Origin of the sequence: uncultured Thiothrix sp., from assembly GCF_937876535.1 — a bacterium.
Lineage (GTDB): Bacteria > Pseudomonadota > Gammaproteobacteria > Thiotrichales > Thiotrichaceae > Thiolinea.
The window spans coordinates 101,243-127,155 of the sequence record NZ_CALFHZ010000008.1 but is presented as its reverse complement, the minus strand read 5'-3'; the positions used below and the strand labels follow the sequence as shown (position 1 = coordinate 127,155).

General features: G+C 46.5%; 28 protein-coding genes. 20 read left to right on the top strand and 8 right to left on the bottom strand.

What is annotated here, in order from left to right; translation table 11 throughout:
- Positions 1 to 35: 35 nt before the first annotated feature.
- Positions 36 to 335, bottom strand: coding sequence for a DUF2288 family protein (locus tag Q0230_RS05230; RefSeq protein WP_298608764.1), 300 nt, complete (start codon positions 333 to 335; stop codon positions 36 to 38).
- A gap of 184 nt (positions 336 to 519) precedes the next feature.
- On the opposite strand from Q0230_RS05230, the gene Q0230_RS05225 reads away from it, so the two are divergent.
- Both Q0230_RS05225 and sctL read left to right on the top strand, forming a co-directional pair.
- Entirely contained in the window at positions 520 to 1,203 is a 684-nt protein-coding gene (locus Q0230_RS05225) for a SctK family type III secretion system sorting platform protein (RefSeq protein WP_298608763.1), read from the top strand.
- Positions 1,181 to 1,810 carry a type III secretion system stator protein SctL gene (sctL, locus tag Q0230_RS05220; protein WP_298608762.1) on the top strand — a complete coding sequence of 210 codons (630 nt, stop codon included), beginning with the start codon at positions 1,181 to 1,183 and terminating at the stop codon, positions 1,808 to 1,810. The genes Q0230_RS05225 and sctL overlap by 23 nt, the downstream gene beginning before the upstream one ends.
- A 52-nt stretch (positions 1,811 to 1,862) precedes the next feature.
- Here sctL and Q0230_RS05215 read toward each other — a convergent pair whose 3' ends face one another.
- The 3 genes from Q0230_RS05215 to cas6 all read right to left on the bottom strand — a co-directional run bounded on the left by Q0230_RS05215 (position 1,863) and on the right by cas6 (position 3,277).
- Positions 1,863 to 2,057, bottom strand: a complete 195-nt coding sequence (locus Q0230_RS05215; protein WP_298608761.1) for a hypothetical protein — start codon at positions 2,055 to 2,057, stop codon at positions 1,863 to 1,865.
- Positions 2,058 to 2,143: 86 nt separating this feature from the next.
- On the bottom strand, positions 2,144 to 2,488 hold the full coding sequence (locus tag Q0230_RS05210; protein ID WP_298608759.1) for a TusE/DsrC/DsvC family sulfur relay protein: 345 nt from the start codon (positions 2,486 to 2,488) through the stop codon (positions 2,144 to 2,146).
- Between the two features lie 102 nt (positions 2,489 to 2,590).
- Positions 2,591 to 3,277 carry a type I-MYXAN CRISPR-associated protein Cas6/Cmx6 gene (gene cas6 / locus Q0230_RS05205; protein WP_298608758.1) on the bottom strand — a complete coding sequence of 229 codons (687 nt, stop codon included), beginning with the start codon at positions 3,275 to 3,277 and terminating at the stop codon, positions 2,591 to 2,593.
- A 187-nt stretch (positions 3,278 to 3,464) separates the two neighbouring features.
- Between cas6 and Q0230_RS05200 the strand changes: the two genes are divergently transcribed.
- Positions 3,465 to 4,661: an alanine--glyoxylate aminotransferase family protein gene (locus Q0230_RS05200; RefSeq protein ID WP_298608757.1), complete on the top strand. Its 1,197-nt coding sequence runs from the start codon at positions 3,465 to 3,467 to the stop codon at positions 4,659 to 4,661.
- 47 nt (positions 4,662 to 4,708) lie between these two features.
- Here the strand turns inward: Q0230_RS05200 and Q0230_RS05195 are convergent, their stop codons facing one another.
- Entirely contained in the window at positions 4,709 to 5,575 is an 867-nt protein-coding gene (locus Q0230_RS05195) for a TauD/TfdA family dioxygenase (RefSeq protein ID WP_298608756.1), read from the bottom strand.
- Positions 5,576 to 5,867: 292 nt separating this feature from the next.
- On the opposite strand from Q0230_RS05195, the gene dsrA reads away from it, so the two are divergent.
- The 13 genes from dsrA to Q0230_RS05130 all read left to right on the top strand — a co-directional run bounded on the left by dsrA (position 5,868) and on the right by Q0230_RS05130 (position 17,480).
- The gene (gene dsrA / locus Q0230_RS05190) at positions 5,868 to 7,166 is read left to right on the top strand and encodes a dissimilatory-type sulfite reductase subunit alpha (protein WP_298608755.1); all 1,299 of its coding nucleotides are present in this window, start codon (positions 5,868 to 5,870) and stop codon (positions 7,164 to 7,166) included.
- 110 nt (positions 7,167 to 7,276) lie between these two features.
- Positions 7,277 to 8,350, top strand: a complete 1,074-nt coding sequence (gene dsrB, locus Q0230_RS05185; RefSeq protein WP_298608754.1) for a dissimilatory-type sulfite reductase subunit beta — start codon at positions 7,277 to 7,279, stop codon at positions 8,348 to 8,350.
- A 20-nt stretch (positions 8,351 to 8,370) separates the two neighbouring features.
- A complete protein-coding gene (tusD, locus tag Q0230_RS05180) occupies positions 8,371 to 8,763 on the top strand; it encodes a sulfurtransferase complex subunit TusD (protein ID WP_298608753.1) in 393 nt (130 codons plus the stop codon).
- A 3-nt stretch (positions 8,764 to 8,766) separates the two neighbouring features.
- The gene (gene tusC / locus Q0230_RS05175) at positions 8,767 to 9,168 is read left to right on the top strand and encodes a sulfurtransferase complex subunit TusC (protein WP_298608752.1); all 402 of its coding nucleotides are present in this window, start codon (positions 8,767 to 8,769) and stop codon (positions 9,166 to 9,168) included.
- A 9-nt stretch (positions 9,169 to 9,177) separates the two neighbouring features.
- A complete protein-coding gene (gene tusB / locus Q0230_RS05170; protein ID WP_298608751.1) occupies positions 9,178 to 9,492 on the top strand; it encodes a sulfurtransferase complex subunit TusB in 315 nt (104 codons plus the stop codon).
- A gap of 30 nt (positions 9,493 to 9,522) precedes the next feature.
- Positions 9,523 to 9,861 carry a TusE/DsrC/DsvC family sulfur relay protein gene (locus Q0230_RS05165; protein ID WP_298608750.1) on the top strand — a complete coding sequence of 113 codons (339 nt, stop codon included), beginning with the start codon at positions 9,523 to 9,525 and terminating at the stop codon, positions 9,859 to 9,861.
- 100 nt (positions 9,862 to 9,961) lie between these two features.
- Positions 9,962 to 10,723, top strand: coding sequence for a respiratory nitrate reductase subunit gamma (locus Q0230_RS05160; protein ID WP_298608749.1), 762 nt, complete (start codon positions 9,962 to 9,964; stop codon positions 10,721 to 10,723).
- Complete coding sequence (gene dsrK / locus Q0230_RS05155) at positions 10,716 to 12,302, top strand: sulfate reduction electron transfer complex DsrMKJOP subunit DsrK (RefSeq protein ID WP_298608748.1); 1,587 nt, start codon at positions 10,716 to 10,718, stop codon at positions 12,300 to 12,302. The genes Q0230_RS05160 and dsrK overlap by 8 nt, the downstream gene beginning before the upstream one ends.
- 72 nt (positions 12,303 to 12,374) lie before the next feature.
- A complete protein-coding gene (locus Q0230_RS05150) occupies positions 12,375 to 14,330 on the top strand; it encodes an NAD(P)-binding protein (protein WP_298608747.1) in 1,956 nt (651 codons plus the stop codon).
- Between the two features lie 3 nt (positions 14,331 to 14,333).
- Positions 14,334 to 14,846 carry a hypothetical protein gene (locus tag Q0230_RS05145; protein ID WP_298608746.1) on the top strand — a complete coding sequence of 171 codons (513 nt, stop codon included), beginning with the start codon at positions 14,334 to 14,336 and terminating at the stop codon, positions 14,844 to 14,846.
- A complete protein-coding gene (gene dsrO, locus Q0230_RS05140) occupies positions 14,843 to 15,583 on the top strand; it encodes a sulfate reduction electron transfer complex DsrMKJOP subunit DsrO (RefSeq protein ID WP_298608745.1) in 741 nt (246 codons plus the stop codon). The genes Q0230_RS05145 and dsrO overlap by 4 nt, the downstream gene beginning before the upstream one ends.
- Positions 15,584 to 15,593: 10 nt before the next feature.
- Entirely contained in the window at positions 15,594 to 16,796 is a 1,203-nt protein-coding gene (gene nrfD / locus Q0230_RS05135) for an NrfD/PsrC family molybdoenzyme membrane anchor subunit (protein WP_298608744.1), read from the top strand.
- Positions 16,797 to 16,904: 108 nt separating this feature from the next.
- Positions 16,905 to 17,480: a Uma2 family endonuclease gene (locus Q0230_RS05130; RefSeq protein WP_298608743.1), complete on the top strand. Its 576-nt coding sequence runs from the start codon at positions 16,905 to 16,907 to the stop codon at positions 17,478 to 17,480.
- A gap of 109 nt (positions 17,481 to 17,589) precedes the next feature.
- Here Q0230_RS05130 and Q0230_RS05125 read toward each other — a convergent pair whose 3' ends face one another.
- From Q0230_RS05125 to Q0230_RS05115, 3 genes are all read right to left on the bottom strand, one after another.
- Positions 17,590 to 18,318 carry a hypothetical protein gene (locus Q0230_RS05125; protein WP_298608742.1) on the bottom strand — a complete coding sequence of 243 codons (729 nt, stop codon included), beginning with the start codon at positions 18,316 to 18,318 and terminating at the stop codon, positions 17,590 to 17,592.
- 11 nt (positions 18,319 to 18,329) lie between these two features.
- Positions 18,330 to 18,818 carry an NUDIX hydrolase gene (locus tag Q0230_RS05120; RefSeq protein ID WP_298608741.1) on the bottom strand — a complete coding sequence of 163 codons (489 nt, stop codon included), beginning with the start codon at positions 18,816 to 18,818 and terminating at the stop codon, positions 18,330 to 18,332.
- Positions 18,819 to 18,895: 77 nt separating this feature from the next.
- Entirely contained in the window at positions 18,896 to 19,687 is a 792-nt protein-coding gene (locus Q0230_RS05115) for an enoyl-ACP reductase (RefSeq protein WP_298608740.1), read from the bottom strand.
- 117 nt (positions 19,688 to 19,804) lie between these two features.
- Here Q0230_RS05115 and Q0230_RS05110 point away from each other — a divergent pair, with 117 nt between their 5' ends.
- From Q0230_RS05110 to Q0230_RS05095, 4 genes are read left to right on the top strand one after another with little or no spacing between them, the layout of a single operon-like run.
- Complete coding sequence (locus tag Q0230_RS05110) at positions 19,805 to 21,676, top strand: peptide-binding protein (RefSeq protein WP_298608739.1); 1,872 nt, start codon at positions 19,805 to 19,807, stop codon at positions 21,674 to 21,676.
- A gap of 13 nt (positions 21,677 to 21,689) precedes the next feature.
- The gene (locus Q0230_RS05105) at positions 21,690 to 23,066 is read left to right on the top strand and encodes an ABC transporter permease (protein WP_298608738.1); all 1,377 of its coding nucleotides are present in this window, start codon (positions 21,690 to 21,692) and stop codon (positions 23,064 to 23,066) included.
- Entirely contained in the window at positions 23,059 to 24,255 is a 1,197-nt protein-coding gene (locus Q0230_RS05100; protein WP_298608737.1) for an ABC transporter permease, read from the top strand. Before Q0230_RS05105 ends, Q0230_RS05100 begins: the two co-directional genes overlap by 8 nt.
- A complete protein-coding gene (locus Q0230_RS05095; protein ID WP_298608736.1) occupies positions 24,255 to 25,904 on the top strand; it encodes an ABC transporter ATP-binding protein in 1,650 nt (549 codons plus the stop codon). The genes Q0230_RS05100 and Q0230_RS05095 overlap by 1 nt, the downstream gene beginning before the upstream one ends.
- Positions 25,905 to 25,913: the final 9 nt, after the last annotated feature.

The window sequence follows — 25,913 nt, the reverse complement described above, 5'->3', positions numbered from 1 at the left end:
TAAGTATTTTCAGTGAGGTGAGGTTTAAGAAGCATTTAGCTACGTTTTTGAACCACCACCCAAGGCGCTACTACCACTGCCCAAAGATTATTGTCATCAGCTGCCCATTCTTTGGCGATTGCATCAGGCAGAATGCGCACTTGTTGGGCGGTTAGCCAGCCTGAAACTTGGCTAGCATCATCATTGGCTAAAGCAGTTGCTACTTTAATCAGATCAAGCTCAGTTACTACTTGCAAGATTCGCCCGCGTGCAAAGAAAAATCCTAATTCTTTCCAAGTGATGCGACCTGTTTCTAAGTTCAAGCGAGTAGAAAGGGGTAGTTCGAGTTCATCCATATCTTAAATCTCAGCGCTTATGCTTTTTTCAGAGGGTGGCCTATTGTAAAGAGCTTGAAAGATGAATGCCAAAGATCGTTTAACTTAGTAAAGCCTCCGGTTGTCGATCAGGTTTTTATAGACTTCATTCATTTGACTGATAATGTGCACAATCAGTCAACTCAATGTGAATGAGCTCAAACACGTGGAATCCACCAGTAATAGCAAGATAGCGAATTTAGTGTGGGAATTTAATTTCCGCCCTGATCACTATACGCACATGAGTTGGCTTGACCAAATGCCAGACGGCCCGATTATTAAAAAATTAGTCGGCAAGCAGCGCAGTGCTGATCGAATTGTGCAATATTTATTGCAGCGTTTTGGCCTAGAAAACCAAGTCTTTTTTAATTTCTCAAATGCTTTAACCCGCATTGCTTTGTGGTCAGGCGACGACTTAGAGCGCTTAGTTTTGTACACAGGGACAGTCTTTTACTTTAAGCGCGTACAAAAAATTGTGGTGCGGGAGGAAGTACAACAACTGCAAGAGCAACTGGGTTCTGATCTGTTTAGTTTCATGCATCGGCGTGCGGCTTTAATGAAAGGCAATTTACCTTTAGATTTAAAGCTGCCTGAAAAGCTCGACCCGCATCATAGTTTAATCGTGGCAGGTATGCTGTGCCTGAACCAAGCTCTACAAGAGTATCCCATCGCTTTACGCAAGCGATTAATGCTGAAGTTGCCTTACCAATGGTATCTATTGCTGAAAAAAGCTGAGCCTTTGGGTAAGCAATTACACGGGCAAAATAAAGAATGTGCCGCCTTAATACAAAAAATAGCCATAGAAGTGCGCATGAGGATCGATAGTGATGGACAAATTCGTTTCAATTAAACCGCTCGACTCGCAACTAGAGCCGGGCAAAGTCGTCCTGAAAGCCAATGACTATCGGCATTTAGTGAATTATGAAACTTTAGTCCAAGAAATGGCACAACGCGATCAAGAGCGCGAGCAACGTGCGACCCAAGCGCTCAATGATGCTATTCAAGCCGGAATGCAACAGGGACGGGAGCAAGCGCATGATCAAGTTGTACAGCAATTGTTGGGCTTTACCATCAAAATGCATGACAATTTGCGCAATGTTGAATTAGCCCTTGTGCAAGTAGTGATTGAATCCGTGCAGCAAATTTTACATACCTTTGAAAATCGAGAATTGGTAGCTAGCACGGTGCGGCGCGGGATGGATTTAGTTCGTAGTAGCAAAAAGCTCATTATCCGTGTGCACCCACAAATGCAGGATGTGGTCTTAGAGCAGCTGGAAGAATGGCAACGTACAATTGTCCATATTGAGGTATTACCCGACACTCAATTAAAGTTGGATGAATGCGTGCTGGAATCTGATGTGGGTATTATTCATGCGAGTGTTGAGCAACAAATTGAGTCGTTGATTCGGGCTTTGCGTAAGACCTTTCCTTTACCTAAAGCCCGCCCACCGCAATGAAAAAAGCCGCTGTTTCCTAGCGGCTACGCATACTATCAAGAGCAAGTGTGGTTTATTTCCAAAAATTAGCTTCTTTGGAGGCAATCTCGCGAACTTCAGCCGCTAGTTCCGTGTAGCGGTTGCGGTAGTCTTTCCATTCACCAACATAATAATCTTCGGCATTAAATTCACCTGACTTTTCATAAGCCATGAATTTCTTTTGCATTTCTAGCATTTCTTGAATTAGGGCTTGTTTACGTTCGTTCATGGTGTTGATCTCTTAAACTTAAGCAATTTATTACAGCAGCATAAAGCTTGAAACCTAGCCAGCCCATACCTCTTAGTGGTTAAGCCTTAGTAGCCACCTTTGCGATGGGTAGCGGGCAAACCGGCGATCTTCAAACCTTGTTTACTGGGTGCACGTGGAAATAAGTTATAGAGGTCTTTGCTACTGAGCTTTTTATTGTCCCATTTTTCAGCCATTGCTTTGAGAATGGCGCGCTCCATTGGCTGATTACCATTATTGTTAAGGTACTCATCGCGCAAATAATGGAGTACATCCCAATGCTGCTCGCTCAATTCGCCGATCCCCTCCTCGGTTGCTAGTTGTTGAGCAATGGTTTTATCCCAGTCATTCAAATCGACCAGATAACCGGCCTCAGTCAGCTCAATAGTTTTACCATTGATTTCTAATACCATAGTTATTCCTCTCATACCTTAAGCCGTATTCAATACGCTTTAGAAAAATTATACTAAGTGCTTTAAGCCTCACTACTGCTCTAAAGGGATAGCAGTGTTGATTTATTCGGTCGGTTTAAGCGTTTTAATGCTTTTATGCGGGAGTAATAGGCCACAGCCGTAGTGTCGACCTGTGCCTAAGCCAACTTGCTGTAAGCGGATCGAGGTTTCAGTATCCAAATCGGCGAGCATTAAATGCCGGGTAAATATAGTGCCTGCGTCGGTACGCAAATGAGAGCTAAGTCCACAGAGCATTTTTTTGAGTTTGAACTCTGTGAGTTCCTGCACCTCTGCCGCCATACGTTGCAGGAAGGCTGCTTCAGATTCACTTTCCTCTGAAACCACATAGCGCGCAAACAAAACGGAAGCATTAGAAAATGGCTTTTCTTTAGCTTCACCTACTTCAATCCTATACTCCCCAAAGCTCAAGGTTTGACCAGTTAAAGCTTGAGCTGCTTGGACACGGTGCTTAGGGATACGTAGTTCCAACCGAGTACGGTGTGAGGGTATCAGTATACCTGTCTGCTCTTCAGGGCGTAACCAGCCATTACCGCTTGCAGCCACATGAATGGTATGGACACCAGCCAAAGTCTCCTCAGCAAACCAAGGCAGGGCTTGGTGGATGGCGCTTGATAACTCCCAAGCATGGTCAATGGGGAGTCGTTTACAACGCATAGCAAAGCTTAAGTCTAAAACATCAGCTGATGCTTGATAGGGCAGGGTTTTGTCTTCGTCTTCTTGCCAAAACATCCGATCTTACCTTCAGAAAATCAGACTAGCAGCAAAGCATGATTAGCCCCCTTTGTATATATTCAGCAGGGAGGATGACTGATTATGTGAGGATGATAATGAAGGGTCTTGCAATCAAGTTGTGCATAGCACAATATCCCCCAGGTTTTAGTTAAATTTATTAAAAGCGAATAGGACATCAAATTTCATGAGCGAGTCTCTCTCCCCTCCGAATATTGTTCCTTTAGAACAAATTTTACCAGACGAACCATTGTTAATGATGGGGGCGGGACCGGTACCGATTCCGCAGAAAGTTGCGGCGGCGAATTCAATCGTTATTAACCACCTTGGCGATACCATGAACCGTGCGATTGAGCAGGTTAAAGACATGAGTCGCTATGTCTTCCAAACCCGTTCTTCGCATGTGATGGGTGTGAGTGGCCCCGGTTCGGCAGCGATGGAAATGGCAGTTGCTAATTTGGTAACCCCTGGCTCACGGGTCTTGTGTATTACCAATGGCTATTTCAGCCAGCGCTTAGCAGAAATGGCGCGGCGGGTGCGAGCAGAACCGACCATTTTAGAAATGCCCCGCAATCAAGGGGCTGATGTCGAAGCGGTTGAGCGTGAATTACAACGTACTAAATACGATGTCGTAACGATGGTGCAGGGGGAAACCTCTAATACGGTTTACAACCGTAATCTGGAGCAAATCGCGAAACTGGCGAAAAAGTATGGCTGCCTGATTATTGTGGATGCCGTTTGTACGCTCAGCACCATGCCGCTTGAAATGGATAATTGGCAAGTGGATGCAATTATCACGGGTGGGCAAAAAGGCTTATCCTCGATTCCGGGGGTATCTTTATTAGCTTTCTCAGAAGAAGCATGGTCACGCAAAATCGCCAATCGCCAAGACTTGCCATATCATTGGTGCTTGGATGCGCAATTAGCCGATAAATTCTGGAATCAAAAATCCTATCATTACACTGCGCCAGTCTCGGGGATTTTAGCGTTACATGAAGCCTTGCGCTTAGTCTGCGAAGAAACCTTGCCGAATCGTTTCCGCCGGCATCTACGTTGCTCGGAAGCCTTACAAGCTGGTTTAGAGGCCATGGGCTTAGATTTGCTGGTGGAAAAACAGCACCGTCTAAATTCAGTCATTGGCATTGTAGTTCCGGATCATGTATCGGCTGATGCAGTGCGTGCAGATATGTCTTGTGTGCACAAAGTTGAAATTTCCGGCGCGTTTGGTTTGAATATCCTCCGTATCGGCCAAATGGGTGAACAAAGCCGGGCGCATAATTTATTTAGAACCTTGCATGCTTTTGGTTCGAGTATGCGGAAATGCGGTGCGAAATTGGACTTGCCGGCTGGGATGGCAGAGTTAGAGAGGATGTTATCGCATTAATTCTGGTTTGAAGCCAAAAAAAGAAGCTCATATACTAGAGCTTCTTTTTAGCTAGTAGCTCGTTCTAAATACCGCCCCCGATACAACAAGCGCTTCTTTTCAGGCTCTTCCGCATCCACAAATGCCGTCCGACAGTGCAAGACATTATTACAGATTAAGCCTTCACCCGCCCGCAGGGTATAACGCAGCTTATAAGCTGAATCCTGTTCCCACAAGTCGAGTAAAAACTGAGCGGCCGCTTGAGTGACTGAGTCACCCCGCCAAATCACATTCTTTTGCCGTGCTGAATAGCGCATATGCAAATGACCATCCGCATCAAAACTGAAAACAGAGCCAGTTTGTGCAGGGCGGATTTCCTCATCCTTTAAAATATTGGCTGGAATGGTAAAAGCTTCGGGATGCTGTAGAGCATGGATATACTCACAGTTTGCGTTGCGTAATAAAAGATAAGCTAGTTCATGATCCATCAGTTGAGTTTCACCACCTTGTAACGCTGGGCGGACACAATGCAAAAGCATACCGTGGATTTGTTCGTGAGCGGCGTTGTAATAGCCATCCGTATGCCAGCTTAGCTTTTTATCGGTATACGGAATGTAAGCGTGTTGACCTTGGTGTTGGGTGACTTGAATAGCCGTCAAGCTATCTGCATCCGCACATAAATTATGCGCTAGAGTCTTCAAGCCCATATTTTGGGCAAGCTGGTGAACTTGTTGTTTAGAGGCATTAGCTTGCTTGGCAAAGCGGTAGAAAGCAAAGTTATAGCGCTTTAAATTGAGTTTAAGCTGCTGGAGTTCTGCTGGTGTAGCCGCATCTGCGTGTTGGATTTCAACCAATAGATCACTAGGGTCGACAGGGTAAAGTGCCAGCTTTTGCTCTCGCCACCTTTGATAAAATTCTTCATCCCATAAGTTCATAAACACGCCAGTAAGTTTGAAAGTTTAAATATTATAAAATAATGATATTCTATCTTTAGCGTTGGCTGAGAGAAAACTTGTCGAGCTTTTTAGGTCTATCTCCTTAGAGATAGGGCTATTTTATGGCATTCCCCATGAGTGAGATTCTTTGGCAAGAATCATAAGCATACACTTATGAACATGGTTTAACCGTGTGGATAGGTGTCCACCGCAAGCGATTCTAAGCTGGGCTACTTAAGCTAATTTCGCAAGTAGTCAGGCTAGTCATAAGTGCAACGATGAGGAGGCAGCTATGGCAACAAAACATTATCCAACCCCGATGCTGGATGTCTTAGAAGAAGGGCCGTGGCCTAGCTTCATTTCTGGTATTAAGAATCTCCGTGATAACCATCCTGACGAGCGTATTCGTAATGTCACTAATGGCGTATTAGGTCAGTTGGAGCATTCTTATGAAACGCGCATGGGTTATTGGAAAGGGGGAACGATTTCAGTCTATGGCTATGGGGGGGGGATTATTCCGCGCTTCTCAGAAGTGGGGCATATGTTCCCTGAGTCCAAAGAATTCCATACCTTGCGCGTGCAGCCACCGGCGGGCAATTACTACACCACCGATATGCTGCGTCAGCTGGCGGATAGTTGGGAACGGCATGGTTCGGGTCTGCAAACCTTTCACGGTCAAACTGGCAATATTATGTTCATCGGTGCGGATAGTAAAAGCTATCAAGGCTTCTTCGATGAGATTAATGAATACGGCTGGGATTTAGGTGGTGCAGGCCCTTGCGTGCGGACTGGCATGTCGTGTGTGGGTTCGGCACGCTGCGAAATGTCCAACTGCAATGAGCAAGCAATCCATCGTCATTTATTAAATAATTTTACCGATGATGTGCATCGTCCAGCCTTGCCTTACAAGTTCAAGTTTAAGGTTTCGGGCTGCCCGAATGATTGCATGAATGCAATTGAGCGCGCTGACTTTGCCATTATTGGTACGTGGCGCGATGAGATGAAAATCGACCAAGCTGCCGTGAAAGAAGCGATTATGAAAAAGGCGGCTGAAATCGGCAAAGAAGGTGATCGCGCGGCGGGTCGTCAATATATGTTCGACAATGTCATTAGCCGTTGCCCTACGGGTGCCATTAAGCTGAATGATGATGACACCATGACGGTGGATAACAGCAATTGTGTGCGTTGTATGCACTGCTTAAACGTAATGCCGAAAGCACTGCACACAGGTGATGATAAGGGCGTGAGTATTCTCATGGGGGGTAAACGTACCTTAAAAATCGGCGATTTAATGGGCACAGTGATTATTCCTTTTATGAAAATGGAGACTGAGGAAGATTACGAGCGCATTAAAGAACTCGCTTCCACCGTGATTGATTACTGGGCCGAAAATGGTTTAGAGCATGAGCGCTGCGGTGAAATGATTGAGCGTATTGGCTTGGTGAACTTCCTCGAAGGTATTGGCCTTGACCCTGATCCGAATATGATTAAGCAACCGCGCAATGTGTCTTATGTACGTATGGATGGTTGGGATGAGGCTGCGGAAGCGTGGTTCAACCGTAAGCGTGAAGAAAAAATGGCGGCTGCTTAACCCCACCCTCGATCCCTCCCCTTATCAAGGGAGGGACGCTCTCCTCCCCTGACAAGGGGAGGTTGGGAGGGGTTTCAGTACTACTGTTAAAGATTTTTTGGAGAATTTGAATGGCAGCCGAAATGCGCGAACCGATTGAGTCTGGATGCCCCGATGGTTTCCAGTATATGCATCCTGTGATGCGTCGCAACTACGGTCAATGGTTATATCACGAAGATCCACGTCCCGGTGTATTGGTCCATGTCGCACGCAGTGGTGAGAAAGTCTGGACAGTACGTGCGGGAACACAACGTATTCTGGATGTGTTTACGCTACGTAAACTGATGGATATTGGCGATCACTATGGCGAAGGCTATGTGCGCTTTACGATTCGTTCCAATATTGAATATATGGTCGCGGATGGTGCGAAAGTCGAGCCGTTGGTGAAAGCCTTAGAAGATGCGGGTTTCCCTGTGGGTGGTACTCGAAATTCTGTGGCGACTTTGTCGCATACCCAAGGCTGGTTACACTGTGATATTCCGGGAACAGATGCTTCAGGTGTCGTGAAGGCAATGATGGACGAGTTGGTCGATGAGTTCAAAGGTTGGAATATGCCGAATCGCGTGCATATGACTACTTCTTGTTGCCAGATTAACTGCGGCGGTCAAGGTGACATCGCGATTAATGTCCAGCACGTTAAGCCACCGAAGATTAATCATAATCTGGTGGGCAATATCTGCGAGCGCCCCTCAGTGGTAGCGCGTTGTCCGGTGGCAGCGATTCGCCCTGCGATGGTGGATGGTAAGCCATCACTCGAAGTGGATGAGAAGAAATGTATTTGCTGTGGTGCTTGTTATCCACCTTGCCCACCAATGCAAATTAATGATCATCAATACACGCAACTGGCGATTTGGATTGGTGGTAAGCACTCCAATGCACGCAGTAAACCGACCTTCCAACGTTTAGTGGCGGCTGGGATTCCGAATAATCCACCGCGTTGGCCGGAAGCGACCGCCATCGTGAAAAAGATTTTGCAGTGTTATAAAGAAGGTGCGCGCGATTGGGAGCGGATCAATGAGTGGGTCGAGCGTATTGGCTGGCCACGTTTCTTTGAAGTAACTGGTTTGCCCTTCACCAAATATCATATTGATAACTGGCGTGGCGCACGGACTAACTTGAATTCTTCAACCCATATCCGCTTCTAAAGCCGATAACGAGGAAGGACATGAAATACACCATTATGGTCAATGAAGGCCCTTATCAGCATCAGTCCTCTGATACCGCGCTGCAATTTGTGCGCGCTGCTTTGGCGAAAGGGCATACCATTTTTCGGGTATTCTTTTATCACGATGGCGTGAACAATGGCACACGCCTGGCGGTTCCGCCCAAAGATGATCGGATGTTGCAAAAAGAATGGTCAGAGTTGGCGGAAAAGCACGGCTTGGATTTAGTGATTTGTATTGCAGCAGCCCAACGTCGCGGCTTAATGGATGCGTCTGAAGCCAAGCGCCAAGGTTTAAGCGCCGATAATATTGCAGCCGGTTTTCGGATCTCTGGCTTGGGTCAATTGATCGAAGGTGGGATTGAGTCGGATCGTACCATCGTGTTTGGGGATTAAAACATGGCGAAGAAATTCCTATATTTGAACCGCAAAGCCCCTTATGGCACGGTGTATGCGCTGGAGTCTTTAGAGGTGGTGTTAATTGCTGCGGCCTTTGAGCAAGAAGTGAGCCTTGCCTTTTTAGATGATGGTGTATATCAAATTGCTAAAGGTCAAAACCCAAAAGCGGCGGGCATGAAAAACTTCTCACCGACATACAATGCCTTGGGCGATTATGGCATTACCCAACTGTATGTGGAGCGCGAATCCTTAGTGGAGCGCGGCTTAACGGAAGAGGATTTAATGCCCATCGTTTACGAAGATGAAAACGATGAGTATGCTGAAAAGCCTTCGGTTCAGGTGATTTCGCGGGCAGAAATGTCGCAAATTATGGCTGAACAAGATGTCACGTTGAGCTTCTAGGGGTGAGTGATGAGCATGTTGCATATTGTGAATAAATCGCCGTTTGAGCGAAATGCGCTGAAAAGTTGCTTAGCTCATGCGTTAGCGGGCGATAGCGTGTTATTAATTGAAGATGCGGTGATTGGTGCGGTGAGTGGCTCTAGTATCGTGACTGAGCTGCAGCAAGCCATCAATGGTAATGCGGTAAAGATTTATGCCTTAAGCCCCGATCTAGCGGCACGCGGTGTAAAGGCTGAGCGAGTGCTGGAAGGCATTCAAGTGGTAGATTATGCAGGTTTTGTGGATTTGACCGTCGCGAACGAAAAAACTCAAAGCTGGCTATAACTTTTAACTTTATTAAACAGGAGGCCGTGAATGGCTCTGGAAATTGGCGGAAAAACCATCGCAACGGATGAAGAAGGTTACTTAGAAAACCTGAATGATTGGACACCAGAAGTCGCGACCGCAATGGCTTTGGCTGAAGAAACGCCAGTGGCACTGAATGACGAGCATTGGGAAATTATTAATTTCCTGCGTGAGTATTATGAAGAGTATCAAATCGCTCCAGCGGTACGCGTCTTAACTAAAGCCGTGGGTAAGCGTCTGGGGGCGGATAAAGGCAATTCCAAATACCTCTACAGCTTGTTCCCTTATGGTCCGGGTAAGCAAGCGTGCAAATATGCTGGTCTACCAAAGCCAACCGGCTGCGTCTAATCCATATTCTTTAAAATTAAAGTGCTCTAGTTGCCTAGAGCTATCTGCCCGACCCTAGCTTGCTAGGGTTGCGCTGAGGTTTTGTTTGTAGGAGTCAGTTGTGACCTTTGTGAGTATTCTCTACGGCCTGCTATTTTGGGCGGCGACACTGGTACTCGTAGGCGGAGTAGGCCGCCGGATTTACTTCTACCTACAAATTCCTGTGCCCTTAAAAATCCCCACCACACCCGCCCCGATTACCCAAAGCGGCGTGGTATGGCGCATGTTCCGTGAAGTGGTATTTTTCCAAAGTTTATTCCGCGCCAATAAATATACTTGGCTTTTTGCCTTTATCTTCCATATGGCCTTGTGGCTGGTGCTATTACGCCATACACGCTATTTCATGGAAGTCGGTGCGTTTTTAAGCTTTATCCAGCCTTTCGGTAAATATGCCAGTTTCGCGATGGTATTTGGCCTAGCCGGTTTATTAGCGCGGCGCATTCTAGTGGATCGGGTGCGCTATATTTCCGCACCGTCTGATTTCTTAATGCTGGCCTTATTAATTGCGATTGGCTTGAGTGGGATACTAATGAGCTTTGTCGCGTCTACCGATATTGTGATGGTAAAAGGCTTTTTCCGTGGCTTAATGACCTTTGATTTTCACCCCTTGCCCGCCTCGCCGATTTTGCTGCTGCATTTATTATTAGTGGCGATTTTGATGCTGGTATTCCCGATCAGTAAATTAATGCACGCCCCTGGTGTTTTCCTCAGCCCCACGCGTAATCAAGTCGATAATCCACGCGAAAAGCGCCACATTTCTCAATGGGCGTTAGAGCTGGAGCAACAGCAGAAAACCTATTTGGACGAGGTGAAAAATGGCTGATTACGACGTTCCAAAGCTGAATGGCGAAGGCTATGTTGAGATTCCAACAATCAAGCCAGATGCAATGGCAGGTAAAGGCCCCTACATTGCTAAGCCCGATTTTCAAAAGGCGCTGCATTTTCCAAGTGATTTCCAAGCCGACGAGCAGGGCAAATTTGAATTAGTGCCTGATTGGAAAGAGCGCGCCTTGGCCAAGCTGGATGATTTGCGCCATCGCTATCGTTCGCTGCAATTGTATTTGGATATTTGTGTCAAGTGTGGTGCATGCACCGACAAATGCCATTATTACCTCGGTACGCAAGACCCGAAGAATATGCCAGTAGCGCGTCAAGATTTAATGCGCAAAGTCTATCGGCGCTATTTCACCTTTGCGGGTAAACATTTCCCCAAATTAGTCGGCGCGGTGGATTTGACTGAGGAGGTGATCGACGATTGGTATAACTATTATCACCAATGCTCCCAATGTCGGCGCTGCTCGGTGTATTGCCCGTATGGAATTGATACTGCTGAAGTGTCGATGGCCGCGCGCGAAATTCTCGATCATATTGGGCGTGGTTCCAAATATAACAATGAAATCATCGGTAAGGTGTTCAAAGTTGGCAATAACTTAGGTTTGCCGCAGCCCGCGCTGGCCGACACTTTAGAAGGTTTAGAAGAAGACGTCGAAGCCGATACGGGTATAAAAGTGCGCTTCCCATTGGATGAGGAAGGCGCTGAAGTCTTATTGGTAACGCCTTCCGCTGACTTCTTCGCCGAGCCACACGTCGATGGCTTAATGGGCTATGCCAAAGTTTTCCACGAAGCCGGTATTAGTTGGACGCTGAGTTCGTATGCGTCCGAAGGTGCGAATTTCGGCCTGTTCATTGGCTCTTACGAGAATATGCGTCGCATTGCACTGCGGATTCGTGAAGCCGCCATCAAGCTCAAAGTAAAGCGCATTGTCTTCGGTGAGTGCGGGCATGCGTGGCGGGTGGCCTACAGTTTCTTGAATACCCTCGCAGGGCCTTTCGATTTTCTTGATCCGAAATATCCGGTGCCGCAGCACATTCTGGAAGTGACTTGGGGTTTGATTCAAGACGGCAAGCTGACGATTGATAAGACCCAGAATGACGACAAGGTGCTGACCTTCCACGATTCCTGCAATGTGGCTCGTGGCTCACGGATGGGTGATAAGCCGGGCGGGCAGTTTGAATATCCGCGTAATGTCATCAAAGCGGTCTGTAATCACTTTGTGGATATGCCAGCCGATACCATTCACGACGCTACTTATTGCTGTGGCGGTGGTGGCGGTTTGCTCACTGACGATTTAATGGAATTACGCATTAAGGGTGCACAACCGCGTATGGAGGCGCTCAAGTATGTGACTGAGCAGCAGGGGGTGACGCATATGGCGGCGATTTGCGCGATTTGTAAGTCGCAGTTCACCAAAGTGATTCCGTATTACGGCTTTAAGATGGATCAGATCGTTAGCGTGCACCAATTGGTGAGCAAGGCGCTGGTCTTGCAGCGTCAAGTTTCGGTGCAAGCGCGTCCTGATGAAGATGACGACGATGATGAAGATGATAACGACGACGCCTAAGCCGCTTCCTAAACCAGATTTATACCGATTTGATCCTGATTGGTGTGCCAAGCTTTCTGAGAGGAGAATGATATGTCAACAGCAGCGCATGACCCAAAATTACAAGGGCATACTTTCCGGCGTTTTAAGGACGGCGAGCACGAATGGGATAGTATGCACGACCAGATTTTCGTGGCGGATACTTCGCACAAATGCCCGACTTATGTGCATAAAACCCCGCCCTGCCAAGGCTCTTGCCCTTCCGGTGAAGATATTCGCGGCTGGTTACAAATCGTGCGTGGTATTGAAAAACCACCGGTTGGCATGAGTATGCAAGAATATGCCTTCCGTCGTGCTACCGCAGCCAATCCTTTCCCTGCCATGATGGGACGGGTTTGTCCTGCACCTTGCCAAACGGGTTGCAATCGTAATGATGTGGATGATTTCGTGGGGATTAATGCGGTTGAGCAGTACATTGGTGACACTGCCATTGAGCAGGGTTTCAAATTTGATGTAGCCCCTGCGCTGTCAGGTAAAAAAGTTGCAATCATTGGTGGTGGCCCAGCCGGTTTATCCGCTGCTTATCAATTGCGCCGTTTAGGTCATGCTTCCACGATTTTCGAAAGCTTGCCCGAGTTGGGAGGCATGTTCCGCTACGGTATTCCGGGTTATCGTGTGCCACGCGACAAGCTGGGTGCGGAGATTCAGCGTATTTTGGATTTGGGCGCTATTGACGTGCGCTGCAATACCACCGTCGGCAAGGATGTAGCGGTTGAGCAATTAGAACAAGATTATGATGCTGTGTTATGGGCGATGGGTTGTTGGACAGGGCGCGATTTATTCGTGGAGAAATTTGCCGAAACGCCCAACTGTGTCACCGCTGTTGATTTTCTGCAAGTCTTCAACTTAGGTACGATGAAATATACTGCACCACGTATTGTTTGCGTTGGTGGCGGTGATACCTCTATTGACGTGGTGTCGGTGTCGCGCCGCATTGGTACTTTAGCCAACTACACTGAAAAACCGGAAGAGGCCGCCACTGGCAAATTAGTGCATGGCGAAGTGGGTGAGAAAGTGCCCGCGACGGTGACTTTGACCACTTTGTTTGCACTGGATCAGATGACGGCTGCCAAGCACGAAGTTCAAGACGCGCTGAAAGAAGGTGTGACTATCCTCACCCAAGTCATGCCGAAAGAAATCGTGTTTGGCGCAGACGGTCGGGCAATTGGCTTAAAAGTGGTTGAGTGCGTGATGAAAGGTAACTTTCCACAAGCGAAAGAGGGCGGCAAAGAAACCATTATTGAAGCGGATTTAATTGTTTCTGCTATCGGCCAGTATGGTCGTTTTGACGGCTTAGAAACGTGGAATAATGGCAAAAACTTGATAAATCATAATGCGCTCTATCAAGTCCCGAACAAAGCAGGGCATTTTGCGGCAGGTGATATTGTGCGTCCGCATTTATTGACCACGGCGATTGGTCAAGCTGCGATTGCGGCTCAAACCATTGACCAATATTTGAATGCCCAAGAAATTCAAAAGCGTCCAAAAGTGGATAAGCATCACTTTGATTTAATGCGCAAATTGCAAGAGGCGGGTTTAGAGCCGAGTAGCTTTGAAGCGACTAAAGCAGAAGATTTGCGCGGTACTTCGGATCTGAAGTATGCAGTGCACAATTATGAAGATCGTTCCAAGAGCACGATTGTGCAATCCAAAGAATTGTTCTTAGGGCATTTTAAAGAAGAAGCGCGTCACACCCGCACGGAAGATGTACCCACTTCAGAAGAGGTCTTGGGGCATTTTACCGAGCGCATGAATGCTTTAACCGAAGCCGAAGTCATTGCTGAAGCTAAGCGTTGCATGAGTTGTGGCATGTGCTTCGAGTGCGATAACTGCGTGATTTTCTGCCCACAAGATGCGGTATATCGCGTGCCGAAAAAGCAAGCGACCTTAGGGCGTTATGTGGCAACTGATTATGCGCGTTGCATTGGCTGCCATATTTGCGCGGACGTGTGCCCAACCGGCTATATTGAAATGGGTATGGGTGAATAAAACATGCCCCTGCTCAGCCATAGGAAATCACTGCTCGTGCTGGCGCTATTTGCTATAGCACTAGTAGGCTGCGATGCGGGTGTGCCAAAATCAAATCTTGCCCCCGCAAAAGCGAAGGCGGCGCAATGTGTCGAGCCGACCGCAGAGATGCGCAAAAATCATATGCAGTATTTGCTGGTCCATCGCGATAAAACCGTGATTGAAGGGATTCGTACCACCAAGCACAGTTTGAATGAATGTATTAACTGCCATATTGCGCCCACGCGGGAAGATGGTTCGGCCGTGCATTATGCGGATGAAAAGAAAGATCATTTTTGTGCGAGCTGCCACACTTATGTGGGGGTGAAATTGGACTGTTTTCAATGCCATGCGGATCGTCCGCAAGTGGCTGGAACGATTAATTATCAGCACAAGCTCAGCTCAAATACCTATCATCTTTCTGCTAAGGGCACGCAGCCCAATGCGAGCGATTTATTATGGCTGGGCAATAGCCAAAACCAAGGAGTTACGCAATGAGTCAGATCAATGCGTATCGACGCAAATTTATGGCTGCGCTGAGTGGTATAGCAGCCGGTGGTTTAGCGTCTGGTGTGATTTTGCGCAGTGTCCAAGCTAATGATGTCCCTGCTAAGCCGGTGGATCAGCCCGTTTCCAACAAGGTACGCTGGGGCATGTTAATCGACATTAATCGCTTAACCGATGGCGGTGCGTCGATGGTGGAAGCCTGCAAACGCGAACACGGTTGGGGTAATGATCCGAAAGCTCGCCCTGAGCAACAAGCGCAATGGATGCGTACTGTTAAGGTTACCGACAAGCTCACTAAACACAGTTTCACCTTACCGGTCATGTGCCAGCATTGCGCCGAGCCGCCCTGTGTAGATGTTTGTCCAACGGGTGCGTCAATGAAGCGTGCGGATGGCATTGTGCAAGTGAATAAGCATATTTGTATTGGCTGCCGCTATTGCATGATGGCTTGCCCGTATAAAGCGCGCAGTTTCGTGCATGAAAATCTTACCGATCAACAGCCTCATTCACCGCGTGGTATAGGGACGGTGGAGTCTTGCAATCTATGTGTGCATCGCATCGATAAAGGGCAATTACCAGCCTGTGTCGAGGCTGCACCCAATGCAGTGATTTTTGGTGATTTGAATGATCCCAATAGCCGGATTAGTCAGGCTATGAAAGCTTTGGGTGGCTCACAAATTCGCGCTGATTTAGGTCTCAATACTGGCGTGCGCTACTTAGGTCTGTGAGGAGTTAGTCATGAGCAGCAAAACCATCGTTTATAGCGAACTCCGCGCCAGCAAAGCCTACTATATCCTTCTCAGTATCTGCTTCGCCATTGCAGGCTTGGGGGCAATTAGCTTCTTCCATTTGGAACACGAAGGCCACTACGTCACGGGAATGAATAATCAAATTGTCTGGGGCTTGCCGCATGTGTTTGCGATTTTCCTGATTGTGGCAGCGTCGGGCGCTTTGAATATTGCCTCCATTGGCACTGTATTCAGCAAAACGATTTACCAACCTTTGGGGCGCTTATCCGCCTTATTAGCGATTTCTTTATTAATTGGTGGTTTAGCGATTCTTGTTTTAGATTTAGGTCATGCAGATCGCTTAATCATTGCAATGACTTATTACAATTTTAAGTCGATTTTTGCGTGGAATATTATTCTGTATAATGGCTTTTTAGCTTTATGTATTTTGTATATTTGGACGATGCAGGATCGAAAACTGAAAGCCTTTTATCCTTATGCAGGCTTTTTTGCGTTTAGCTGGCGCTTGATTCTTACTTTAGGTACTGGCTCGATCTTTGGCTTTTTAGTTTCCCGTGCTTATTATAATAGCGCGGTACTGGCACCCCTATTTATTGCCTTGTCTTTTGCCTTGGGCTTAGCCGTATTTATTATCTTATTATTTTTCACTTATCGTTTAGATAAGCGTGAATTAGGGGATGTAGTACTGAATCGTTTGCGTTATCTACTCGCTATCTTTGTGGCTGCTGCGATGTTTTTAGAATTAGCTCGGCATTTAACTGCGCTTTATATAGCTCAGCGGCAGGGAGTAGAGCAGTTTATTCTGTTAGATGGTGGCATTTACACTCTGCTATTTTGGGTCGGGCAGGTACTAGTCGGTGGTTTAATTCCTCTGTCCCTAATCTTCTGTCGTGCGCTAAAAAATAACCATTGGTCACTACTATTAGCTTCAATCTTGGTGATTATTGGCGGTTTTGTGCAGTTGTATGTGCTGATTGTGGGTGGGCAAGTTTATCCGCTGGAGTTATTCCCGAATGCTGAAGTGCAAAGCAGTTTCTTTGATGGTGAAATCCATGCTTATGCACCCAGTATTTGGGAATGGATGTTAGGCTTAGGGGGAGTGGGTTTAGCCTTGGCTTTATTCCTGTGTGGGATGGTAGCGCTCCGCTTTTTACCGAAATCTTTAGCTGATTCAGAGCTAGTAGCCCATTAAAATTCACTGCACCTATTTGAAGAAACCAGCTTCGGCTGGTTTTTTTATTTCTGTCTAAGCTAGATGTTGTAAGCTTATGGGGAGCTACACAGTCACGGAGTACCGGCTATGTCCTTAGCCCAACAAGTCAGTTTTGTTTCTGTTGCAGATTATCTACACAAGGAATCAGCTCAGAACCTTCGCCATGAGTACGTCGACGGACAAGTTTACGCTATGGCTGGGGCGAGTATGAATCACAATCGAATCACCAGTAATCTAGTACGCTTGTTCGGCAATCATTTGCTTGGAAGACCCTGTGATGTTTTTAGCAGCGATATGTTGTTACAGACGAGTTTAACCCGTTATCGTTATCCTGATGTGATGGTGAGTTGCCAAACTCAAACAGAAAACGAGTTATTAGTTGCTAATCCGATGCTCTTAGTCGAGGTTATGTCACATAGCACTCGCAAAGCTGATAAAGAAATTAAACGCTTAGAATATTTGCAACTGCCAAGCCTCATGGAGTATGTCTTAATTGAGCAGGACTTTGTTGAGATCGAAGTATTGCGCCGTAGTCAAAACTGGCAACCTTCTTATTATTATCTAGGTGATGAAGTTGTGTTTGAGTCGATTGGGCTGAGTTTACCAGTCTTGGAGATTTACCAGCGAGTTGTGAATCGGGATTTGGAAAACTCCAAGTCGTAGGTTTTTAAAAGTTAGCTTTAAGGGGTGGGCTTTTTGGTTAAAGAACATAGTGTTTTATTTGTAGTTGCTGAAGAGTTGAGAGGTGCACATTAGTGAAGTTAAATCATGACTACTTCTTATGCCAAGTTCCCAACAAATCATTCAACTGCTCTAGCAGATAATTCTTCCGCCATTTATCGTCTTTAACTGCTTTCAGCAGTTGATCTTGCTGATGCAGGCAAGCTTTTTGCCATTCGCGGTTAGATTTAGCCAAGTCTTTCAACAGCGCAAGCATAAAACTGTCTAAATCTAAGTCGAGATAAATAGGGTTAGCGTATTCACTTAATAGACGATTGAATACGACGGCTTGATTTTCAGGCGGTAGCACACTAAAGCATTCCCACAACACCACACAAGTAATGCGCATCAGTCGATAAATATGCCCTTCGGAATCATCCATGTGATCACCTAAAGTTGGCATGATGCTAATCATCGCCATACACAGATCAATCGTTTTGCTGGGGGGTGTGGTGGCTTGACGCGCAGATTCCAGTAGCGACTCTAGCATGTCCGAAAGTTTTTGGGCGCTTTCCAGATTGATGAATCCCGTTTGATTTTGGTGGCGGGTAATCATGCGCTGTAGGGTTTCGCGATATTTAGCTTCTTCAGGATCGCTAGTATTCAGGTATTCGCCGAAATGAATCAGCAAAGTTTCGCGCAGCTCAATATCGCGGAGTGCGGTTTCTAACAGGAAATGCTCCAGATGTTCACGCGAAAGGCGCGGCAGAATCTGTTCGAGCTGGTGGCGACGACTGTATTTAGGCGTAGTTTTATTATCGTTATTAGTTTCAATAGTCATGAATAAGTCGTTTATAAATGTTTAGAAAAGAGCGCTTCTACCACTAAAGGCCCAAGCCGCAAGTTACCAAAATCGAAGGCTTTTAATTCTTCAGCGCTAAGTTCAACTGCTTCTAACAGTTCTTGTTTATTCAGGTTTAGCTCGCCAGTGGCTTCTACTAAATAAGCCATAATGATTTGGTTGCGCTGTGGGAAGGTATAATGCCCAATAAAGGTTGCACTCTGTCCCGTTAAGCCCAACTCTTCTTGCGTTTCGCGCAAAATAGCCGGTTCAGGGGATTCAAAGGCTTCTAAAAAGCCTGCGATTAAAGAGAAAGTACCTTCAGGCCATTTGTAATTGCGCGCTAAGATAAACTTGCCATTACAATGCACTAAAGCGGCTACCACCGGAACCGGATTATCCCAATGCACATAGCCGCAAGCTCGCTTACAGGCCAGTCGCTCAAGTTCATCAATTTGTTTTTTGCGTAAGGCTGAGCCACATTGTGGACAGAACTTCATGCTTCACCTGTGATTGGGCATTGAACATATTCGCCGATTATACCGTGAATATGTTCATATCAGATGAATGCTGACACTTATTCGGTCGGCATTCCCGACATACCCAAGATATTCCAACCACCATCCACATAAGTGATTTCGCCGGTGATCCCTGAAGCTAAATCAGAACAGAGGAAAGCAGCCGCATTGCCAACTTCTTCGATGGTAACATTACGGCGCAGTGGCGCATGTTGCTCAAAATGATCGAGCATTTTGCGGAAGCCGGTAATCCCAGAAGCCGCTAAAGTACGAATCGGGCCTGCAGAAATCGCATTCACGCGAATTCCAGAAGGGCCAAGATCAGCCGCCATAAAGCGCACGCCTGCTTCTAAGCTCGCTTTTGCCATCCCCATCACGTTGTAGTTCGGGATTGCAGCAATCGCACCCAAATAACTTAAAGTCAGCATGGAACTATTCCGACCTGTCATCAGGGGGCGGGCATATTTAGCCATGGCTAAAAAGCTATAGGCGCTAATGTCATGGGCGATTTGTGAGCCTTCGCGGGTGGTGTTATCAACAATGCTGCCTTCGAGTTGTTCTTTCGGTGCGAAAGCAATGGCGTGGACTAGAATATCGAAGCCATCCCAATGTTCGGCTAATTGTTTGAACGTGTTCTCAATCTCGCTGTCAGAACCTACGTCACAAGGGAGCACGATGGAGGAGCCAAACTCTTCCGCGAATTTCTCAACCCGAGGTTTTAGTTTATCGTTTTGATAAGTTAATGCTAACTCAGCACCTTCACGATGCATGGCCTGAGCAATCCCATAGGCAATAGAACGATTGCTTGCGATGCCAGTGATAAGGGCGCGTTTGCCGGCGAGAAAACCCATAGTGACTCCTTAAAAACTCGAACACACTTTTAATCCAAGAATCAGTTGCATAGATGCAAGCTAGCTTGGGTTGGTGTTATGCTTGATTGAATTAATCGCGCAAGTATACAGAAGAACATGCAAAAAAGATTCATCACCCGCGACTGGCTTCTCTATTCTATCTTGATCCTTCTGATCGCCTTACTTCTATTAGTCATGTACCAAGTGGATCGTCAATGGACGAAATTGGCACAAATGGAATCGGCTCTCACACAGCAAGCGCAGGATATGCGCAGCTTGCGAACGGCGGTTGGTTCGGGGCAAGTGAATCTTTCTGCTGTAGCGAACCCAGCTACTCCAGCCGCTCAGACTGCCACAGCAGGCGTAGGAGCGGCTTTTCAGCGTGCTTATGCTGCGACTCAAAAGCCTGATTATGCACAAGGCGATTGGGGAGTTAGTGCCCTAGAAACAAGTCTCAAAACTCTAACGCCCTTAGTTTCAACGGATGCTTACGCCTCGCAAGTCCAATATTATGTGCAAGAAAGCTTGGTGAATCGCAATCCCGACACGATGGAGTGGGAGGGCTTAATTGCTAAGTCTTGGCAAATTAGCCCTGATGGGTTAACCATTACTTTCCAAATGCGCGATGATGTGACCTTTTCTGATGGCGTGCCGCTAACGGCTAAGGATGTCGTCTTCACCTACAACTTCATTATGAATGAAGCCATTGCAGCGCCCGCAGAGCGCTCGGTCTATGGGCAAATTACTTCCGTGGAGGCCAAGGGCGACTACGAAGTTGTCTTCAAATTCAAAGAGCCTTATTTCCAATCGTTTGGTTTAGCCGGTGGTCTAGCCATCATGCCCGCGCATTTTTATGAGCCGTATATGAAAAAACCACAAGAGTTTAATCAATCCAAAGGCTTATTACTCGGCAGTGGCCCTTATCGTTTAGCGGATGCAAAAACTTGGACACCCGATCAAGGCAGTGTGGAGTTGGTGCGGAATGAACGCTATTGGGGTGATGTCCAGCCTCCATTTAATCGCATGCTCTGGAAGGTGATTCAGAACGAAAGTGCACGCTTGACCACTTATCGTAATGGCGAAATTGATAGTTATGAGGCCGCGCCATCTGAATATGCCAAGCTGAAAGTTGATCAGCAACTCATTGGTAAAAGCCAAAGTTTTGAGTATATGCCACCAGTCGTACCGTATGGCTATATTGCTTGGAATCAGGAGAAGGATGGGAAGCCAACCCGTTTTGCAGATAAGCGTGTACGCCAAGCAATGAGTTATCTAACTGATATGCAGCGGATTGTAAAAGATATTTATTTGGATCATGCCGAACAGGCGATTAGTCCTTTCAATCCGCGCTCTAAGCAGCATGATCCTAGTCTAAAACCTTGGGTATTTAATCTCGAAAAGGCGCAAGCACTACTGAAGGAAGCAGGTTTTGCGGATAAAAATGGCGATGGTATTTTAGAGGATAAAGATGGTAAGCCGTTTGAATTCAAAATGATTTATTTTCAGGGAAATAAAGGCCGCGAGCGCACGGTGCTCTTCCTGAAGGACATTTATGCACGTGCGGGAATTAAATTAGAGCCTTCGCCCCAAGAGTTTCCGGTGATGCAGGAAGCTTTAAAGAAGCGGGATTTTGATTCCATTACGATGGGTTGGTCGAGCGGCATTGAGACTGATATTTATCAAATGTTCCACAGCTCACAAATCAAAGACGAGGGGAGCAATTTCATTTCTTATATTAATCCTGAGCTGGATAAATTAATTGATGAAGCACGCCACACTGTGGATGAAGCAAAGCGTATGGCTTTATGGCAGCAAGCCGAAAGAATTATGTATGAGGATCAACCTTATACCTTCTTGATCCGTGAGCAATCTTTATTGTTTGTGGATAAGCGTATTCAAAATTTACAAATGTCCAAATTAGGCTTGAATTACGGTTCATTGCCTATGGAAAACTATGTACCAGCCCCTCTGCAAAAATATCAAAAATAACCGGAGCTGCTAAATGCTGACGTATTTGCTGCGCCGTTTACTCTTGATGATTCCAACCTTGTTAGGGATTACGCTTGTAGTGTTTTCGGTGATGGCGCTGTCTCCGGGTGGGGTTGGGGCGCAGAATATGACCGATAGCAATATGAAGCCGGAAGAGCGCAAAGCGCTAATGGATTATTACAATAAGCGCTATGGGCTTGATCAACCTGCACCGATGCAGTATTTGCGCTGGCTGAATAATGTTTCCCCGATTGGTTTTGAGCAGGATGAGGGCGGCAAATACACTGGTTTTTCTTTTACTAAGGGCATGGATTTAGGGGAAAGCTTTTATTTTGGTCGCCCCGTGAGTGAGATTCTGGGCGAGCGTATCCCGATTACTTTGCTGCTGAACATTATCACTATTCCGCTTATTTATATCGTTGCAATTGCAATAGGGGTGCGTTCGGCAACTCAGCGGGGGAGCGGTTTTGATGTAAGCTCTAGCATGGTTATGCTAGCTTTGTGGTCGATTCCTACCATGCTATTAGGAGTTTTGCTGCTTGGATTTTTTGCCAGTGTACAGCATTGGCAATGGTTTCCAACCGCAGGAATTGGCAGTCGGGCTGCGCACGATATGCCCTTTATGCCGCATTGGGGTTCGCTCTGGGATGTCGGGAAAGTATTTCTAGGGATGCTAATGGGCACTTCACTACTGGTTTGGCTGAGCCGTTGGCAAGAGCGCAAATTACGCGCCTTTTTAGCAGGTGTGTTTGGCCTAGTGGTTGGTGTGTGGATGGCACAAGCGCATGCGGACTTTTCGCTATTTGCCTGGGTGGTGCTGCCGGTTTTAGGGGCTGCCATGTTAGCCGGTCTTGGCTGGATGGACTACACGCCTTTTCGTGTCATCGGCTTAGGTTTCTTTGGTGCCACCCTCGGAATTTTATTTGCTTTGCAGTTCACCGCTGATGGCTTTGTGCGCGGCTTTTTATTTGATCGTATCTGGCATTTAGTCCTGCCGGTTTTATGCTTATCACTCGGTTCTTCAGCCGCTTTAGCGAAAATTATTCGTGCTTCCTTGTTAGAAAATCTGAGTGCTGATTATGCACGAACTGCACGTGCCAAAGGTTTGGACGAGCAAACCGTACTGTGGAAGCATGTTTTCCGCAATAGTTTACTCCCACTGATTACTATTATTGCTGGTTTATTACCGAGTTTATTAGCAGGTTCTTTAATCGTCGAAAATATCTTTAGCATTAATGGCATGGGGCAGTTAGCGATTGAGGCAGTAAAAAGCCGCGATCGTGAATTGGTACTATCCATTACTTGGATTAGTGGGTTTCTAACCTTAATCGGTTATTTAATTGCTGATTTTCTTTATACTTTAGTTGATCCGCGTGTGACTTATGACTAAGCAGCTTATTAGCCAAGAAACCCTGTCACGTCGCTTATTGCGTAAAACCTTGGCTGGCCCAGGTGTAAAATTTGCTCTATTCTGGATAGGTACTTTAGTATTTTGTGCAGTCTTTGCCCCCTTCTTAGCAAATAGCATGCCCTTAATCATGAGTAAAAATGGGCAAATTTTTTTTCCTGTTTTAACTTATTTGAGTATTGAAGACTTAGTCGTATTAGCCGCTTTTTTCACGATTTTAGTTTTATGGGTTTTGCCGCTGAAATTAAAGTTTAGAGTGAATTTAGCACTGCTTGCTGCAGTGATTGCCGCAGTCAGCGTATTAGCAAATATATATTTAAAGCCCCCTCAGCTAGTCATTTACGACGATTTCCGCACCTCTACTTATATCGAAACGGATTGGCGAGTCATGCCTCCGATTCCTTATGCACCCCAAGATTATTTGCGGGATTATGGTGATACAGGGTTAGAACCACCTTTAGCTAGCAAAGCGACTGATCATAAACGCTTACACTTGATGGGCACCGAAGAAAATGGTGCCGATGTGTTAAGCCGGATGATTCATGCCTCCCGTATTGCTTTAAGTATTGGGATAGTGGCAACCAGTATTTCCATGATTCTTGGGATTATTATTGGTGGCTTCATGGGTTATTTCTCCGGTGTAGTCGATATGATTGGCATGCGCCTAGTAGAGATTTTTGAAGCGATTCCGACCTTATTTCTCCTACTCACCTTTGTCGCTTTCTTTGGGCGTAGCCTGTATATGATGATGATCATTATTGGAGTCACCAGTTGGTCGGGTTATGCGCGTTATATTCGTGCAGAATTTCTGAAATTACGTCGCCAAGATTATGTACAAGCGGCGGTGGCGGCCGGCTTACCTTTACACTCGATTTTATTTCGGCATATGTTGCCGAATGGGGTCGCACCACTCTTAGTCGCTGCAAGTTTTGGGGTGGCTTCAGCGATTTTGGCCGAAGCTACTTTAAGTTTCTTAGGTTTAGGTTTAGTCGAAGAGCCTTCTTGGGGGCAAATGCTGGATCAATCCGTGACTTCTGCCAGCTTCAATTGGTGGATGGCCGTGTTTCCGGGTGGTGCAATTTTCTTAACAGTTTTTGCCTATACCCTGATTGGGGAGGCTTTCCGCGATGCGATTGATCCAAACCTCTCGCGTGAAGCTGGGGTGCAATAATGCCAGCACCCTTGTTAGTAGTTAGTAATCTGTGTACTTACCTGCAAAATGGCATTGAAACCGTTAAAGCAGTGGATGGGGTGAGTTTCACCATCAATAAAGGTGAGACTTTCTGTTTAGTGGGTGAGTCGGGCAGTGGTAAATCCATAACGGCTTTATCGGTGATTCGCTTATTACCTTATGGGATTGCGTCGCATCCGAATGGGCAGATTCTGTTTAATAATCAAGATTTGTTGCAGGTGGATGAAGCTGAATTGCGGACTATTCGTGGCTCACAGATTGCCATGATTTTCCAAGAGCCAATGACTTCGCTTAATCCGGTGTTTACGGTTGGTGATCAGATTATGGAGGCTTTGCAGCTACATAATCCGGATATGACCGCAGAAGAGGCTCAAGAGCGCGCTATTCAGGCTTTAGAGCAAGTACAAATTCCCAATAGCCGCGAACGCATGAATACTTTTCCGCATCAACTTTCAGGTGGGCAGCGGCAGCGTGTGATGATTGCGATGGCTTTGGCTTGTGAGCCTGAGCTACTGATTGCGGATGAGCCAACGACAGCTTTAGATGTCACTGTGCAGGCTGAAATTTTACGCCTGATGCGTCACCTGCAAGACACGACTGGCATGAGTATCTTGTTCATCACCCATGATTTTGGGGTGGTCGCGCAAATGGCGCATCAAGTCGGTGTCATGCAACACGGCAAACTGGTAGAGGTCGGTTTAGTCGAGCAAGTGCTGAATCGCCCGCGGCATGTGTATACTCATCAGTTACTCGAAGCAGTTCCTGAAAATTTGGCACGCCACAAAAACCCAGCCTTAACTAAATCACTCTCTGAAGCGCATTTAATCGCTGAGCCTTTACTCCAGTTGCGGCATGTTAATGTCTGGTTTCCGATTAAAAAAGGCGTGTTTAGGCAAGTGGTTGATCACAATAAAGCAGTTGATGATGTCAGCCTCGATATTGCCAAAGGCCAGATTGTGGCTTTAGTCGGGGAGTCGGGTTGTGGGAAAACGACCTTGGGGCGCGCCGTCTTGCAATTGGAGAAACCCAGCTCGGGCAGTATCAAAATGCAAGGCTCCGAACTAGTTGGCTTATCCGCTAGCGAAATGCGACCTTGGCGCTCGAAAATGCAGATGGTTTTTCAAGATCCGCAATCCTCATTAAATCCACGGCTCTTGATTGAAACCACGCTGACCGAACCGATGGCTGTACATGGGATAGGTGCAAATCAAGAAGAGCGCTTGGAGCTAGCGGCTAAAACTTTAGAACGTATGCAGTTAAAGCGTGAGCATTTGTGGCGTTATCCACATGAATTTTCGGGTGGGCAGCGCCAACGTATTGGTTTAGCGCGGGCTTTGGTGTTGAATCCAACGTTTATTGTTTGCGATGAAATCACCAGCGCTTTAGATGTATCTGTGCAAGCAGAAATCTTAAAGCTGTTATTAGAGTTACGTGCGGAGCGGGATTTAACTCTCTTATTCATCACCCATAATATTGGCGTGGTTGAATATCTCAGTGATCAAACGGTGGTGATGTACAAAGGACGGATTGTTGAGTTGGGGCCAACTGCCGCGGTTTGTGGTTCGCCCCAACAGGATTATACTAAAAAACTATTGGCCGCTGTGCCGCGCCTGACCCTCAATGCTTAATCTTTTCTG